The sequence below is a fragment of the Pseudoalteromonas sp. EB27 genome (genome assembly GCF_001974875.1).
In the GTDB taxonomy this organism is placed as follows: domain Bacteria; phylum Pseudomonadota; class Gammaproteobacteria; order Enterobacterales; family Alteromonadaceae; genus Pseudoalteromonas.
In genome coordinates this window covers 120,261-135,686 of sequence record NZ_MTQD01000005.1, presented here as the reverse complement: position 1 = coordinate 135,686, position 15,426 = coordinate 120,261, and the positions used below count along the sequence as shown (strand labels likewise).

The 15,426-nt window shown below is 41.1% G+C and carries 11 protein-coding genes and 1 other RNA gene; 10 read left to right on the top strand and 2 right to left on the bottom strand.

Going from position 1 to position 15,426, the window contains the following annotated elements; all coding sequences use genetic code 11:
- The first annotated feature begins 23 nt into the window (after positions 1 to 23).
- The 6 genes from lpxB to BW142_RS07405 all read left to right on the top strand — a co-directional run bounded on the left by lpxB (position 24) and on the right by BW142_RS07405 (position 7,970).
- Positions 24 to 1,181 (top strand): lipid-A-disaccharide synthase, encoded by a 1,158-nt coding sequence (gene lpxB, locus BW142_RS07430; protein ID WP_076924449.1) that lies wholly within the window; start codon positions 24 to 26, stop codon positions 1,179 to 1,181.
- Complete coding sequence (gene rnhB, locus BW142_RS07425) at positions 1,171 to 1,773, top strand: ribonuclease HII (RefSeq protein ID WP_076924448.1); 603 nt, start codon at positions 1,171 to 1,173, stop codon at positions 1,771 to 1,773. The genes lpxB and rnhB overlap by 11 nt, the downstream gene beginning before the upstream one ends.
- 2 nt (positions 1,774 to 1,775) lie before the next feature.
- Complete coding sequence (dnaE, locus tag BW142_RS07420) at positions 1,776 to 5,267, top strand: DNA polymerase III subunit alpha (RefSeq protein WP_076924447.1); 3,492 nt, start codon at positions 1,776 to 1,778, stop codon at positions 5,265 to 5,267.
- 16 nt (positions 5,268 to 5,283) lie between these two features.
- A complete protein-coding gene (accA, locus tag BW142_RS07415) occupies positions 5,284 to 6,240 on the top strand; it encodes an acetyl-CoA carboxylase carboxyl transferase subunit alpha (protein WP_024599973.1) in 957 nt (318 codons plus the stop codon).
- Between the two features lie 83 nt (positions 6,241 to 6,323).
- Complete coding sequence (gene tilS / locus BW142_RS07410; RefSeq protein ID WP_076924508.1) at positions 6,324 to 7,628, top strand: tRNA lysidine(34) synthetase TilS; 1,305 nt, start codon at positions 6,324 to 6,326, stop codon at positions 7,626 to 7,628.
- Positions 7,629 to 7,970: a hypothetical protein gene (locus tag BW142_RS07405; RefSeq protein WP_076924446.1), complete on the top strand. Its 342-nt coding sequence runs from the start codon at positions 7,629 to 7,631 to the stop codon at positions 7,968 to 7,970.
- A gap of 73 nt (positions 7,971 to 8,043) precedes the next feature.
- On the opposite strand, the gene BW142_RS07400 is transcribed toward BW142_RS07405, so the two are convergent.
- Positions 8,044 to 8,940 (bottom strand): GGDEF domain-containing protein, encoded by an 897-nt coding sequence (locus BW142_RS07400; protein ID WP_076924445.1) that lies wholly within the window; start codon positions 8,938 to 8,940, stop codon positions 8,044 to 8,046.
- A gap of 133 nt (positions 8,941 to 9,073) precedes the next feature.
- Between BW142_RS07400 and BW142_RS07395 the strand changes: the two genes are divergently transcribed.
- Positions 9,074 to 11,047, top strand: coding sequence for a monovalent cation:proton antiporter-2 (CPA2) family protein (locus tag BW142_RS07395; RefSeq protein WP_076924444.1), 1,974 nt, complete (start codon positions 9,074 to 9,076; stop codon positions 11,045 to 11,047).
- A gap of 15 nt (positions 11,048 to 11,062) precedes the next feature.
- On the opposite strand, the gene BW142_RS07390 is transcribed toward BW142_RS07395, so the two are convergent.
- Positions 11,063 to 12,208 (bottom strand): patatin-like phospholipase family protein, encoded by a 1,146-nt coding sequence (locus tag BW142_RS07390; protein ID WP_024599802.1) that lies wholly within the window; start codon positions 12,206 to 12,208, stop codon positions 11,063 to 11,065.
- Positions 12,209 to 12,427: 219 nt separating this feature from the next.
- Here BW142_RS07390 and BW142_RS07385 point away from each other — a divergent pair, with 219 nt between their 5' ends.
- The 3 genes from BW142_RS07385 (at position 12,428) to BW142_RS07375 (ending at position 15,352) form a co-directional block, all read left to right on the top strand.
- Entirely contained in the window at positions 12,428 to 13,303 is an 876-nt protein-coding gene (locus BW142_RS07385) for a DUF3014 domain-containing protein (RefSeq protein WP_076924443.1), read from the top strand.
- Between the two features lie 139 nt (positions 13,304 to 13,442).
- Positions 13,443 to 13,539: signal recognition particle sRNA small type (ffs, locus tag BW142_RS07380), an RNA gene on the top strand.
- A 286-nt stretch (positions 13,540 to 13,825) separates the two neighbouring features.
- Entirely contained in the window at positions 13,826 to 15,352 is a 1,527-nt protein-coding gene (locus BW142_RS07375; protein ID WP_076924442.1) for an acetyl-CoA hydrolase/transferase family protein, read from the top strand.
- Positions 15,353 to 15,426 lie beyond the last annotated feature (74 nt).

The window sequence follows — 15,426 nt, the reverse complement described above, 5'->3', positions numbered from 1 at the left end:
GTTTACTTGTGAAATAAAATCAAATGAATGAAGATAAAAAACAACTACGAATTGGTATTGTGGCAGGTGAACTGTCGGGCGATATTTTAGGCGAAGGCTTAATTAAAGCCCTTAAAAAACACTTTCCGGACGCTATTTTTGAAGGTATAGCTGGGCCTAAAATGCAAGCGCAAGGCTGTAAAACACTTTACGACATGGATGAGCTTTCGGTAATGGGACTTGTTGAGGTACTTGGTCGTTTGCCGCGTTTGCTTAAAATACGTAAACAACTCGTGCAGCATTTTGTAGATAATCCACCTGATGTATTTATAGGTATAGACGCACCCGACTTTAACTTACGTGTAGAAAAACCACTTAAAGATGCGGGCATTAAAACCGTACAGTATGTAAGTCCGTCTGTTTGGGCGTGGCGCGAAAAGCGTATTCATACAATTAGTGCAGCGACTAACTTAGTGTTGGCGTTATTACCATTCGAAAAAGAATTTTATGATAAACACCAAGTGCCATGTACATTTGTAGGGCATACTTTGGCTGACGATATAGCGCTTGAGCACGACGATAGTAAAGCACGTGCAGAACTCGGCTTAAGCCTTGATGACAAAGTACTGGCGTTGCTACCTGGTAGTCGAGGATCTGAAGTTGGTTTGCTAAGTGAAACTTACATTAAAACAGCCGCGCAGTTGCAAGCTAAAAACCCAAATCTTAAAGTTGTGGTGCCACTGGTTAACGAAAAACGCAAAGCGCAGTTTACTGATATATTAAATGCTACCGCGCCAAACCTTAATGTTAACCTGCTTGATGGACAATCAAAATTAGCTATGCAAGCTGCTGATGCTATTTTATTAGCGTCGGGCACCGCAACACTTGAAGGCATGCTTTATAAAAAGCCAATGGTAGTGGGCTATAAAATAAAGCCTTTAAGCTATTGGATTTTTAAAACCTTATTTACGTTTAATATTAAGTACTTTTCGCTGCCTAATTTATTAGCCGACGAAGAGCTAGTACCTGAGTTTTTACAAAGTGAGTGTAATGTGGCTAATTTAACAAATGCGCTTACTCCTATGCTTAATACAGATAACATTGAGCTAAAAGCACGCTTTTTAGCTATTCATGAAAAAATTAGATTAAATGCCAGTGAACAAGCAGCCAATGCTGTGGCGGAGTTAATAAATGCAAATTGATAGACCCAACGTAGCCTTAATTGCCGGTGTAGATGAAGTAGGGCGCGGTCCACTTGTTGGCGACGTAGTCACTGCCGCCGTTATTTTAGATCCCACTAAACCTATTGCAGGCTTAGCAGATTCTAAAAAATTAACAGATAAAAAACGCCAAGCACTCGCGATTGAAATAAAAGAAAAAGCATTGTGTTACGCCTATGGTCGCTGCAATCCGACAGAGATTGATGAATTAAATATTCTGCACGCAACGATGCTTGCCATGACCCGCGCAGTAGAGGCGTTAAGCACACAACCTGAATTTGTATTTATAGATGGTAATCGTTTGCCTAAATTAGCAATGCCAGCGCAAGCCGTTGTTAAAGGCGATAGCTTGGTAGCTGAAATATCAGCCGCGTCTATTTTAGCTAAAGTAGCGCGTGATGATGAAATGATTGAACTTGATAAACGCCACCCAGAATATGGCTTTGCAGGGCACAAAGGATATCCGACTAAAGCGCATTTTGCGGCGCTTGAGCAGTACGGCGCGATTGACGAGCATCGTAAAAGTTTTAAGCCTGTGCAGCGTGTATTGGCGCAAGCCAATGGCGAGGGTTAAGCATGGCGGCTCCTGATTTTGTCCATTTAAGGGTTCATTCTGACTTCTCGATGGTTGACGGCCTCGCTAAAACAAAGCCGATAGTCGCTAAAGCGCAAGAGCTGCAAATGCCTGCGATTGCGATTACCGATCAAATGAACTTTTGTGGCTTAGTGCGCTTTTATGGCGCCACGCATAACGCCGGTATTAAGCCTATTGTGGGGGCAGACTTTTGGGTTCGTAGTCCTGAATTTCCTGACGAACCAAGCCGCTTAACCATATTAGCCAAAGACAACGACGGCTATAAAAATATTACCTTGTTAATATCTAAAGCGTATCAGCGTGGGCATGTGTTTCATCGGCCAGTGATTGACCGAGAATGGCTGGTGGAACATAAAACGGGCTTAATTATTCTCTCTGGCGCTAAAGACGGTGACTTAGGTAAAGCGTTATTAAAAAATAACCCAAGTGTCATTGAATCGGTTGTTAGTTTTTACAAGCAGCATTTTAGCGATAACTACTACCTTGAGCTTGTTCGCACCAATCGACCGCTTGAAGAAGACTACTTGCACATGGCGGTAGAGCTTGCCACCAAAGAGCAGTTACCTGTTGTAGCCACCAACGAAGTGGTATTTTTAAAGCCAGAAAACTTTGAAGCGCACGAAATTCGTGTTGCTATTTTTGACGGCTACACGCTTGATGATAAACGCCGCCCTAAACGGTTCTCTGAAGAACAATACCTAAAAACATCAGAGCAAATGGCAGAGCTGTTTAGCGACATTCCTGAGGCTTTACAAAATACGGTAGAGATAGCTAAGCGTTGTAATGTAACTGTTCAGCTAGGGACTTACTTTTTACCTGATTACCCAACTGGCTCACTTAAGATTGATGAGTTTTTAGTTAAAGTGTCAGAAGACGGTCTTGAAGAGCGACTGCAGTTTTTATTCCCCGATGAAGAAGAGCGAAAAGTAAAACGCGTTGAATACGACGAGCGACTTGATATAGAACTTGGCGTAATTAACCAAATGGGATTCCCCGGTTACTTCTTAATCGTAATGGAGTTTATTCAGTGGAGTAAAGATAACAATATCCCTGTTGGACCTGGTCGTGGTTCAGGTGCGGGTTCGTTAGTTGCGTACGCACTTAAAATTACCGATTTGGATCCACTTGAATTCGACTTGCTTTTTGAGCGATTTTTGAATCCAGAACGTGTATCAATGCCCGATTTCGACGTCGATTTCTGTATGGATAGACGTGACGAGGTAATTGATCACGTGTCGGCTTTGTATGGTCGAAACGCCGTATCGCAAATTATTACCTTTGGTACTATGGCTGCAAAAGCGGTAATACGCGATGTAGGGCGAGTACTTGGGCATCCTTATGGGTTTGTTGATCGTATTTCAAAAATGATTCCAGGCGATCCTGGGATGACGCTTGCTAAAGCGTTTGACATAGAACCACGCTTGCAAGAAGCCTACGATGGCGACAACGAAGTAAAAGATTTAATCGACATGTGTCGCATCCTTGAAGGGTGTACACGTAACGCCGGTAAACATGCGGGTGGCGTAGTAATATCGCCAACCACTATTACCGACTTTGCCGCGCTTTATTGCGATGACGAAGGTAAGTTTCCGGTAACACAGTTTGATAAAAACGACGTAGAAACGGCAGGCTTAGTTAAGTTCGATTTCTTGGGTTTACGTACACTGACTATATTGCAGTGGGCAGTCGATATGACCAACGTGCGCATGGAGCGCCGAGGTAAAGACCCTGTCGATATAAACACTATTCCACTGGATGATAAAAAAAGTATTGAGTTACTACTTCGTGCTGAGACGACCGCTGTATTCCAGCTAGAGTCGCGCGGTATGAAAGACTTAGTACGCCGACTTAAACCCGACTGCTTTGAAGATATGATTGCACTTGTGGCCTTGTTCCGACCAGGTCCGCTGCAATCAGGCATGGTAGATAACTTTATCGACCGAAAATTGGGCCGAGAAGAAATCTCATACCCAGATGCGCAATATCAGCACGAAAGCTTAAAACCAATACTTGATCCAACGTACGGCATTATCTTGTATCAAGAGCAAGTAATGCAAATTGCGCAAGTACTAGCAGGCTACACGCTAGGTGGCGCCGACATGCTGCGTCGTGCAATGGGTAAGAAAAAACCCGAAGAAATGGCAAAGCAGCGTTCAACGTTTGAAGATGGCGCAAGAAATAACGGCATTGACGGCGAGCTCGCGATAAAAATCTTCGACTTGGTAGAAAAATTCGCTGGTTACGGCTTTAATAAATCTCACTCAGCGGCATATGCACTCGTTTCGTATCAAACGCTGTGGATGAAAACGCACCATCCTGCTGAGTTTATGGCTGCGGTAATGTCGGCCGATATGGATAACACCGACAAAATAGTTATTTTGGTGGACGAATGTGAAAACATGAAGCTCACTTTATTGCCGCCAGACGTAAATGCAGGTGAGTTTAAGTTTACAGTAAACCTACAAGGTGAAATTGTTTACGGCATCGGCGCTATTAAAGGCGTGGGTGAAGCACCGGTTGATGCAATATTAGAAGCACGTGCGAAAGGTGGCCCATTTAAAGATTTATTTGATTTTTGTGCCCGAGTTGATTTAAAACGCTTAAATAAACGCGTCACTGAAAAATTAATTTACTCAGGTGCACTAGATAATTTAGGGCCAGAAAAAACCCAATCTGGACGTGCTACATTATTGGCCAGTTTAAAAGATGCAATGCGTGCAGCTGATCAACACAACAAAGCTGAGCTATTAGGGCAAAGTGATTTGTTTGGTTTATTAGCCACCGAGCCTGACGAAGTTGAACAAGCCTTTATTAAAGCCACGGGACTCAACGATAACGAATGGTTAGATGGTGAAAAAGAAACGTTAGGCCTTTATTTAACTGGGCATCCGATAAATCAGTACCGACGTGAGCTTAGGCATTATACCAGCGGGAAAATAGTTGATTTACAGCCAACTAACCGTGATGTATTTGCAACGGCCGCAGGTTTAGTGATTGCTTCAAGGGTATTAATTAATAAAAAAGGAAATCGTTGGGCCTTAGTAACTTTAGATGACAAGAGTGCACGGATTGATGTACGCTTGTATTCAGACGAGTTTGAAAAGTACCAAGATATGCTCCAAGTTAACAATATCTTGGTAATATCTGGACAGGTCAGCTTTGATAACTTCTCCGGTGGTATTACAATGACCGCCAGAGAAATAAACACCATTGCTCAAGCGCGTGAAAAACGTATTAAAGCGATTAAAATGACGCTGAACATGGTGCAAGTCGAGGCAGGTTTCTTCGATAAATTACAAAAAGTACTCGAACCCTATAAAATGGGAACGTGTCCGATCAAGGTTTATTACCAACGTCCAGATGCGTTGGCTCAATTAACTCTTGGGATCGAATGGTGTGTTACGCCAAGTGACGACTTAATACATAAGTTATCATTAATGGCAGCGCAAGATGTAGAACTAGAATTTAACTAATTAGGTAGTTTAGAGCATGAGCCTCAATTATCTTGATTTTGAGCTTCCAATTGCAGAATTAGAAGCAAAAATTGAAGAATTACAAAATATAAGCCGCGCTGGCGAATTAGACCTTGAGTTAGAAGAGGAAGTCAGCAAACTAAAAGAAAAAAGTGCCAAACAAAAACAGGAGATTTTTTCTAATTTAGGCGCTTGGCAAGTATCACAGTTAGCACGTCATCCGTTGCGTCCTTACACTCGAGATTATATCGAGCGCATTTTCACGGAATTTGACGAGTTTGCTGGCGATCGTACTTTTGCTAACGATCCGGCTATTTTAGGTGGCGTTGCGCGTTTAGATGGCGAACCAGTAATGGTTATTGGCCAACAAAAAGGCCGTGACACTGCTGAAAAAATTAAACGCAACTTTGGTATGCCAAAGCCAGAAGGTTACCGTAAAGCATTACGCTTAATGGAAATGGCTGAGCGTTTTAAAATGCCAATCATGACTTTTATCGACACACCGGGTGCATACCCAGGCGTTGGCGCTGAAGAGCGTGGTCAATCTGAAGCAATCGCACGTAACTTAAAAGTAATGGCGACACTTAAAGTGCCGACAATATGTACGGTTATAGGCGAAGGCGGTTCAGGTGGTGCATTAGCGATTGGTGTTGGCGACAGAGTTAACATGTTGCAATACAGCACTTATTCTGTAATTTCGCCTGAAGGTTGTGCGTCAATTCTTTGGAAAAGCGCCGACAAAGCACCACTTGCAGCAGAAGCTATGGGTGTAACCGCAGAGCGCGTGAAAGAACTAGATTTAATCAGTAATTTAATTGATGAACCTCTAGGTGGAGCGCACCGCAATTACGATGGTATGGCACGTAACTTAAAAGAACGCCTAAAACGTGACTTAGCTGATCTTCAAGCGCTTACGCTTGAAGAAATGCTTGACCAACGTTACAAACGTTTAATGTCGTTTGGTTATTGCTAAACGCATTAAATGTTAAAAAAAAGCCGCTTATGCGGCTTTTTTGCTTTAAAATGTTCAGAGTTTTTATATTAAAGTGCGCCCATATGCATACATCAGCAATTTATCAGCAATTAAAAAAATCACTAAATAGCTATATTGAGCAAGGCTACACTGCTTTTACAGTGGCGCTCTCTGGTGGCGTTGATTCTGTGGTGTTGTTGCATTTAATGCGCACTTTAAAAGCAGATAACCCTGCAATTAATGTCTCGGCTATTTATGTTCACCATGGCTTGAGCCAGTATGCTGATGACTGGCAACGCTTTTGCAAAAACGTATGTATTGAGCTTAGTGTGCCTTTTGAAGCTGCGAAAGTTGTCATTGAGCAGCAGTCGCGCACAAGTCTTGAAGCCCAAGCACGCGACGCCCGTTATAAAGCACTTGATGAACTAAGCCCACAAAGCAGCATTATTTTACTGGGCCAACACTTAAACGACCAAGTAGAAACGTTTTTACTGCGCTTAAAGCGTGGCTCAGGTTTAAAAGGGCTTGGTGCTATGCACCAAGCGCGTTTGCTGCAAAGTGGCCGTGTATGTTTTCGGCCATTGTTGAACGTTAAGCGAAGCGATATAGAAGCGTTTGCAGCGCAGTTCGGTATTAACCACATAACCGATGACTCTAATACAGATGAAAGTTTTGATCGTAATTTTTTACGCTCAAAAATAGTGCCTGTGTTAGCTGAGCGCTTTAATGGGTTTGAGCAATGCACTGCACGAAGCATTGAGCTACTACAGCAACAACAAACTCTACTTGATGAATATACCCAGCTTGATTTAAATAAGTGTGTTAACGAGCATCAAGCACTGTGCATTAGCCAAATAAGTGAATACAGCGCAGCGCGCATAGCAAATATAGTACGTGCGTGGCTTGCTCTATTTACTCAAGTGATGCCATCACAAAAGCAACTTGAGCAAATTATTAATCAAGCAATGTGCGCAAAAAACGATGCACAAATGCGTATCGACTTGCTAGATGGACAAATACGCCGGCATCAAGGTTATTTGTATTTTGTAACACCAAGTGAAGTATTAACAGATACAGAGCTGAATCATTCAGAACTAAAACTTGCTGATGGGCGTTTATTAATTAAAAGGGCTGGTAGCGGTGTAAGACCTCCACACGCTAATGAGCAAGTAATAGTGCGCTTTAATTGCAATAGTGCGCGTATAAAACCACTTAAAAAGCCTGGTAGTAATACAGTTAAGCATTGGTTTAAAGATGCAAAAATAGCACCTTGGCTTCGCGCCAGCGTACCGCTTATTTTCTATAATGATGAATTAGTGCAAGTGGTTGGTTATTTTATAAGTGCTAAGCATGTTGATGAAAATGGTATTTTTTGGGAGTGTAAATAAATGGGTAAACAGCCGCATGTTGGTTTGTCGTTAGTGACTAAAGCGCCAATGGGTATGCTGATAACGGCCGTAATAGCTATTATCGCTAATGTTTTACTTGAGTTAAATATAGTTACGTTAGGTTATGCAGTTGCGGGTGGAGTTGTATCTTCAGTGCTTTTATTAGCTTATTGGTTAGGTAAAGGTGGATTGTTTTTTATTTTAGGCGTGAGCCTGCCACTGCTTTTAGTGTTATTTACACCGCTTGCTACAATTACCGCATTACTTAATTTAATTAGCGGATTCTTTTTCGGCTTTTGTGCTGCTTTGTTTATTTATAAATTGGTAAGTGTAAAACCTTAGGGGTGAAATTTTAGCAATAAAAAAGCCTAGCGGGGGAAGCTAGGCTTTTTTATTCAATTAGTTTAAGCAAATATTAGTAGGCTTTTGCGCAGTTTCTGCCAGATGCTTTTGCTTTGTATAAGCCTTTATCTGCTCGAGCAAATATTTCAGTTTCGCTGTCTTGGCTGTTAGCTAAAGTAAAACCAATACTGGTTGTTACTTTGTACTTAGACATTAATGGCGATTTTCTTACTAAGCACATTATGCGTTCAGCAATCACTTTATTAGTGGTAAACTCAGGGTCTTCAATAAGTAAAGCAAACTCATCACCACCAAATCTAAACACTGAGTCAGTGCCACGTATGCTGCTACACAGTACTTTTGAAAATTCTTTAAGTGTATCGTCACCAATTTTATGACCAAAGTTATCGTTAACTTGTTTAAAGTTATCCAGATCAAGTAGCATTAAACTAAATGGACGCTGATAACGACGGCAGTTTTCAAGTTTTTGCAGTAAAAAGTCATTAAATTGACTACGGTTGTTTAAACCGGTTAATGCATCTTTTGTAGCAAGCTTTAATACTCTGCTATACATCATTGCATTGCGAATTGGATAAAGCAGCGCAGTATGTAAAATATTTAATTTTTTCTCAATTGCTTGGCCAAGCGGAAACTTACTAAAGTAAATTAGTTGCCCTAAGTGTTCATTACCAATAGCTAAATCAAAAATATAGGGAGTACTATTTGTGTCACTTTCTGATGTTTGTGTAGTTCCTAATGTTGATTGAAACTGTAAACCAGAAAAATTTAACAATTGTTTTGTAAATTTTGCGTATATAGCTAAAACATCCTCAATCACTAAGCTTGTTTGTAGCTCTGTAACGAGTTTATGTGTTTCTGTTATTTCGTTTGTTGGTGAATGTTCAGCCGAAAACGGCAAAAAATCACCGCGACCTGACACACGTTGCGTCAAAATATGGACGTTTTCCATTAAATTCTCCCCCGAGGGTGTTACTTTGCAATAACTAAGCTATTTTTGTGCCATATTTTAAAATTGCCTGAAAAACATATGGTTGCTATATTTACTTACAAGCTACTAGTTTAATTTAAGCGCGAGGCTGCATTTGCAAAGTATTAATGCTCAAATTTTTGGCTTATTAGTAGCGGCAGTGCTTTTTGTGTGGTTTTTTAAACGCATTGGCTTGCCGCCTATTTTAGCGTACCTAGCAACTGGGGTTTTAGCCGGTAGCCATGGTATTGGTTGGTTAGCACAATCTCATGAAATAGAGTTTGTAGCAGAGCTTGGTATTGTCTTTTTGTTATTTAGTTTGGGGTTAGAGTTTTCTATCTCGCGGTTAATGGCAATGCGAAACCTAGTATTTGGACTGGGATCTCTGCAAGTAGGCATAACCAGCTTACTCTTCATTATTATCTTATATTGTTTAGACTTTTCTCTACTCACCAGCTTTACTATTGGCACAATTATGGCGCTTTCTTCAACTGCGGTGGTTGTTAAGCTATTAAAAGAGACGGGTGAGCTTAATCAGCGACGAGGGCAGTTAGCCGTTGGTGTGCTGCTTTTTCAAGATATTGCTGTTGTTCCTCTATTAATAATACTTCCCTTATTTGCATCAAGCGACTCACAAAGTATTGGCTGGGCTTTAGCCTTTGCCCTAAGTAAAGGTGCATTTGTATGTGTGCTCCTTTGGGCAATTGGTAAATGGGTATTGCCCATTGTATTTAAAGAAATAGCGCAAGTACGAACCGATGAATTGTTTGTACTTACGACTATATTAGTAGCGCTATTTGCGGGCTTTTTAACGTATATGTTTGGCTTGTCTATGGCATTGGGCGCATTTTTAGCGGGAATGATGTTAGGTGAGAGCCATTATAGGCATCAGTTAGAGGCCGATATACGTCCATTTCGCGATATATTAATGGGGCTGTTTTTTGTAACTGTGGGTATGCAGCTAGATATTTTATTTGTACTGGCGCACATAGTAATAATTATTGGCGCATTGCTTGGGTTACTCATATTAAAAATTACAGTAGTAGCACTTAGTGCGCGGCTAATGCATGAACGAAACCAAGATTCACTCGCCTGTGGCATTATGTTGTGGCAAATGGGAGAGTTTGGTTTTGTACTTATCGCACTTGCTGGCCAGCATCAGTTATTAAACTCAGAGCAAGCTTCATTTTTAATTGCATTGGGTGTGCTTTCAATGGCATTTACACCATTTTTGATTGATAAAACGCCATTCATTTTAAATCGTTTAGGCATACTCGATCGCCCAAGTTTAGCGCTGGAGAGTGAGCCACAAAGTAGTACACTTTATAGCGATCATGTTGTTATTTGTGGTTTTTCGCGTGTTGGACAAACTATAGCTCGTTTTTTAAAGCCCGAAGCAATAGACTACGTTGCCATCGAAAGTAACCCAATACTTGTACAAGAAGGCAAAGCGGCTGGCGAGCCTGTAATATTTGGTTATGTTAAGCAAAAAGATATTTTAAAGTGCGCAGGAGTAGAGCGAGCTCGGTTGGTGATTATTACTTTTACTGAGTTTGATCACGCGCAAGTTGTTATTGATGCCATAAAGCAAATAGCACCTAACGTTAAAATACTTATTAGGACTCGTGACGACAGCCAGCTCGATTATTTAAAAGCGCTAGGTGTAACCGAAGTGGTGCCCGAGTCGTTAGAAGCGAGCTTAATGCTCGTGTCGCATGTGTTGTCTATGTCGGGCGTACCCATGACACGTATTGTTCGCCGAGTAAGTAAAGAGCGACGTAATCGTTATCCATTAATGCAAAGTTTTTACGCAGGGTATTTTAAAGATAGCGAAGATGCCTCAACCGACCGATTAGAATATTTACACGTTGTAGCATTGCCCAAGCAAGCTTATGCCGTGAGTAAAACAATTGAAGATCTAAATTTAGAAAAGCGGCGAGTACTCGTAAAAGCACTTCGCAGAGAAGGATCCGAAATAGACACGCCATCAGCGCAAACAACCTTGTTACCTAACGACGTTTTAGTACTACAAGGTAAACCAAGGCGTGTTGAGCGGGTAGAGCACTACCTGCTCGACGGGATAGAATAATGTGCTTGTTTGGGCTTAATCTAACTCTAAAAACTCACGCATTTTAGGTAACTGCGCCATGCCATCTTCATAGCCAATTTGCATTAAATGTTGGGTGTAGCGTTTTTCAAACAATAGGTAACTGGTCAAACTCGATTGCGAATGTTTTTTAACACCGATCGTACGCAGTAATACTTTAATCGCCCACGGCATATCGTCGTAATACTGCGCGGCAATGGCGTTAAAGTTTTGCGAAGGGTTAATAACAAAGGTATCAATTTGCTTAAGTTCTTGATGTTTATCACGAGCGGGGAGTAATCCTAAAGTGCGGTTAACGCGTTCCAGTCGCTCTAAATCCGACTGCATAGTGTCGGTAAATACGCTATCGAGTAAATGCCCTGCAACAGCTGATAAGCCAGGGTAATGCGGCGAATAACCCGGTGGGTGAAGCTCTTTAGGCTGGTCGACCCCAATAATAAATATTTTTTCAGCACCTAAATGAATCGACGGACTCAAGGGCGAAAGCTGATGTATAGAGCCATCACCAAAGTAATGGTTATAAATATTTACACTTGGAAACACCATAGGAATGGCACTCGACGCCATTAAATGCTCAACGTTAATACGCGTGGCTTGGCCTTCGCGTTTGGCGCGTTGCCATGGTGTTTGCGTATTTGATTGAAAAAACGCAACAGAGTCGCCCGTCGTATAACTAGAAGCTGTAATAGACAGCGCATCTAAATAATTACGGTGTAAGTTACGCTCTATCCGGTGTAAGTCTAAAATCTCATTGAGCAAACCACGTAGAGGGCGATTATTTAGCAAACTCGCTGGTGGGTGATTAATATGCTCTGACTGAAAGCTAGTTAAAATATTACGCGCAATATGACCAAATACGCTTAAGAAGTCACTTTTATAAACCATCGAGGTCGAAAAGTTTTTCCAAACTGATTCAAGTTTTCGTACAGCTAAATGTGCACAAGAGGCGTAACATGCTAAAGCCGCAGAGTTAATAGCCCCAGCAGAGGTGCCATTTATTACTCTAAACGGCAATGGAGCAGTACGAGGCATACTATGAGCTAGCGCTTTAAGTACACCCACTTGATAAGCAGCTCGTGCGCCACCGCCCGTTAATAATAGGGCTATTTTTGGTTTTTCTGGATCGACTTGCTTGATTTTCATATTGGTGTTTAAACTGTTCAACGTCTTTACTTTATTTATTAACTGTAAGTCTTTAAGCTAGAAGAATCAAAGGATAACTGAGTAATAGTAAGTACAGTAAGCTTATGTTTATATTTGTAAGCTAAAATAGTTATGTATTTATAGTTACTACTCATGATGAATTTTTTCCATTCAGAGAACTCTGAGTGATAACGCACTTTTAATTTTTATGGAGTTTGTATGTCAGATAAACCAGAAGCGTCAGATGTTCAAAAACGTCCGCCTAATAACAATTTTCTTTTCGCCGTTATTATTTTAATAATAGTTGTGTGCGCAGCCGCGTTTGTACTATTAAAGCCAAGTGATGAGCCACAAACACGCACAGAGGTAGAGCAAGCGCCAAAAGAGCAACCAATGATGGAGCTTAAACCTGAAAACGATCCCGTAGTTGACGCACCATCAGTTATGCCAGAAAAGCCAGCAGAGCTTGAAGTGCCAGCACAAAGCCCAAGTGAGCCGGTGCCTGAAGTAAAACCATTACCAACGCTTAACGAAAGTGATGCGGTTGTTGTTGCAAAAATCGACGAATACCTAAGCGACTCAGTAATGAGCTTAATGGTAACCGACGATGTAATTCGCCGTGGTGTTGTATTTGTAGATAACCTAGCTAAAGGTAAAGTAGCTAAAAAGCACACGCCTGTTGTACAGCCAGAAGAGAAATTTAGCGTAAATGAAGGTGACATCCTAACGATTAACCCTAACAGCTACGAGCGTTACACACCGTACGTAAAAATATTTACTAGTATGAGTGCAGCGCAAGCCGTTCGCATGTACGAAGAGTACAAGCCACTTATAAATAATGCTTACAGTGAAATTGGCTACGGTGATGATGAGTTTAATCAAACCTTGGAGGATGCTATCGATTTACTACTTGATACGCCAGAGCCAGAAGGTGATTTGCCGTTACTACGTGATTCAGTAACGTACCAGTATGCGTTTTCGGAGTGGGAGCAATTACCTGCGGCACAAAAACAGCTTTTACGTATGGGTCCAGAAAACATGAAAAAAGTAAAAGCAGCACTTCGTAATATAAAAGCACAGTTAGAGAACAATTAATACGCACTAAAACAGCTAAATGCACCGCGATTGTATATGAAGTATGCAATCGCACTTTCTTTTTAGATTATCCCTTGAATAACAGAGCAAAAGTAGAGATAATCCTTCCCGCGCCAACCAAGGCCCTCAATGGTAGTCTTATTGGTCCTCTCGCAACACTAGCAGGCGAACCTGGTCAGGCCCGGAAGGGAGCAGCCACAGTTTGTGACGTGTGTGCCGAGATGTGGCTGGTAAGACTGCCACCCAAATTCCTCATTTGGGTGTTTAAATTAATAATCTTAATTCTTCAAAAAACATTTCATCTCATATAATAATGCAATTAATTTATGGATTACAGTACAAGTTATTGTTTTATTTTTGTTGAAAGTATTAATAATAACCACGTATTAATGTTAACAAGTTGTAAGGTTGTTTCTCTTTTTAGCATATTGCTTATCCCCACTTCGTAAATGCGACTTAAGTCTAGATTGTTTAGTACGAAGTTAGGATTAGAATAATGTGAAATTTAGAAAGGGGCTCAAAATGAACTTGGAACGTATTCGCAATAGTAATCTACACAATAAAGTTATGTCTGCTGAGCAGGCTAGTCTGTTTATTAAAGATGGAATGACTGTAGGGATGAGTGGCTTCACTCGTGCCGGAGAAGCTAAAGCAGTACCCAGAGCGTTAATTGAGCAAGTCAAAAAAAATCCAATAAAAATAAATTTAATGACGGGCGCATCTTTAGGTAATGATTTAGATAAACTACTTACCGAAGCGGGCATTTTAGCGCGTCGTATGCCTTTTCAAGTAGATAGTACTTTACGTAAAGCGATTAATAACGGCGAAGTTATGTTTATTGATCAGCATTTATCTGAAACAGTTGAGCATTTACGTAATCATCAATTAACCATGCCTGATGTAGCTGTTATTGAAGCAGTCGCTATTACCGAAGAAGGGCATATTGTGCCAACTACATCGGTAGGTAATTCAGCGAGTTTTGCTATTTTTGCTAAAGAAGTTATCGTTGAAATTAATATGCTGCATAACCCTAATCTTGAAGGTTTGCACGATATATACATTCCCTCGTATCGTCCTACTCGCCAACCAATGCCGTTAGTTAAAGTAGATGACCGTATTGGTAGCACTGCTATTCCTATCGATCCTGCAAAAATTGTTGGTATTGTTTTTACTAACCAAAGCGACTCGTTTTCTACCGTAACCGACCCTGATGAAGACACTGCATCAATTGCGCGCCATTTGGTTAACTTTTTTAAAGACGAAGTGGCTCAAAATAAATTGCCAGCTAATTTAGGTCCGCTGCAAGCAGGCATTGGTAACATTGCTAATGCAGTGATGATGGGGCTACTCGACTCTGACTTTAAAGACTTAACAATGTATTCAGAGGTACTACAAGATTCGACGTTTGACCTAATTGACGCAGGTAAGATGAGCTTTGCATCGGGCAGCTCAATTGTTTTGTCAGAGCGTTGTAACGCACAAGTATTTAATAATTTAGAAAAATACAAAGATAAACTAGTGTTACGCCCTCAAGAAATTTCTAACCATCCTGAAATAGTGCGCCGTTTAGGTATTATTGCCATTAATACTGCACTTGAGTTTGATATGTACGGCAACGTAAATTCAACACATGTGTGTGGCACACGAATGATGAATGGTATTGGCGGCTCGGGTGATTTTGCTCGTAATGCTCATTTAGCTATATTTGTGACTAAGTCAATTGCTAAAAATGGCGCTATTTCAAGCGTTGTACCTATGGCGAGCCATGTTGATCATAATGAGCACGATGTTGATATTTTAGTAACCGAGCAAGGTTTAGCTGATTTACGTGGCTTAGCACCGCGTGAGCGTGCTGTACAAGTTATTAAGCATTGTGTGCACCCAGATTATCGCGAAGCAATGTTAGACTATTACGAGCGCGCTTGTGAGCGTGGCGGGCATACGCCTCATTTACTTGAAGAAGCGTTTAGCTGGCATATTCGCTTAGAGCAAGAAGGCAGCATGAAAAAAGTATCCGCAACAGATATTCCAATGCCGCTATCTGCTTAAGGTCTATTTTAGTTAATAGATAGATGCTTTGATTAACGCTCCTTTATGGAGCGTTTTTTGTATTAGCATTGAGT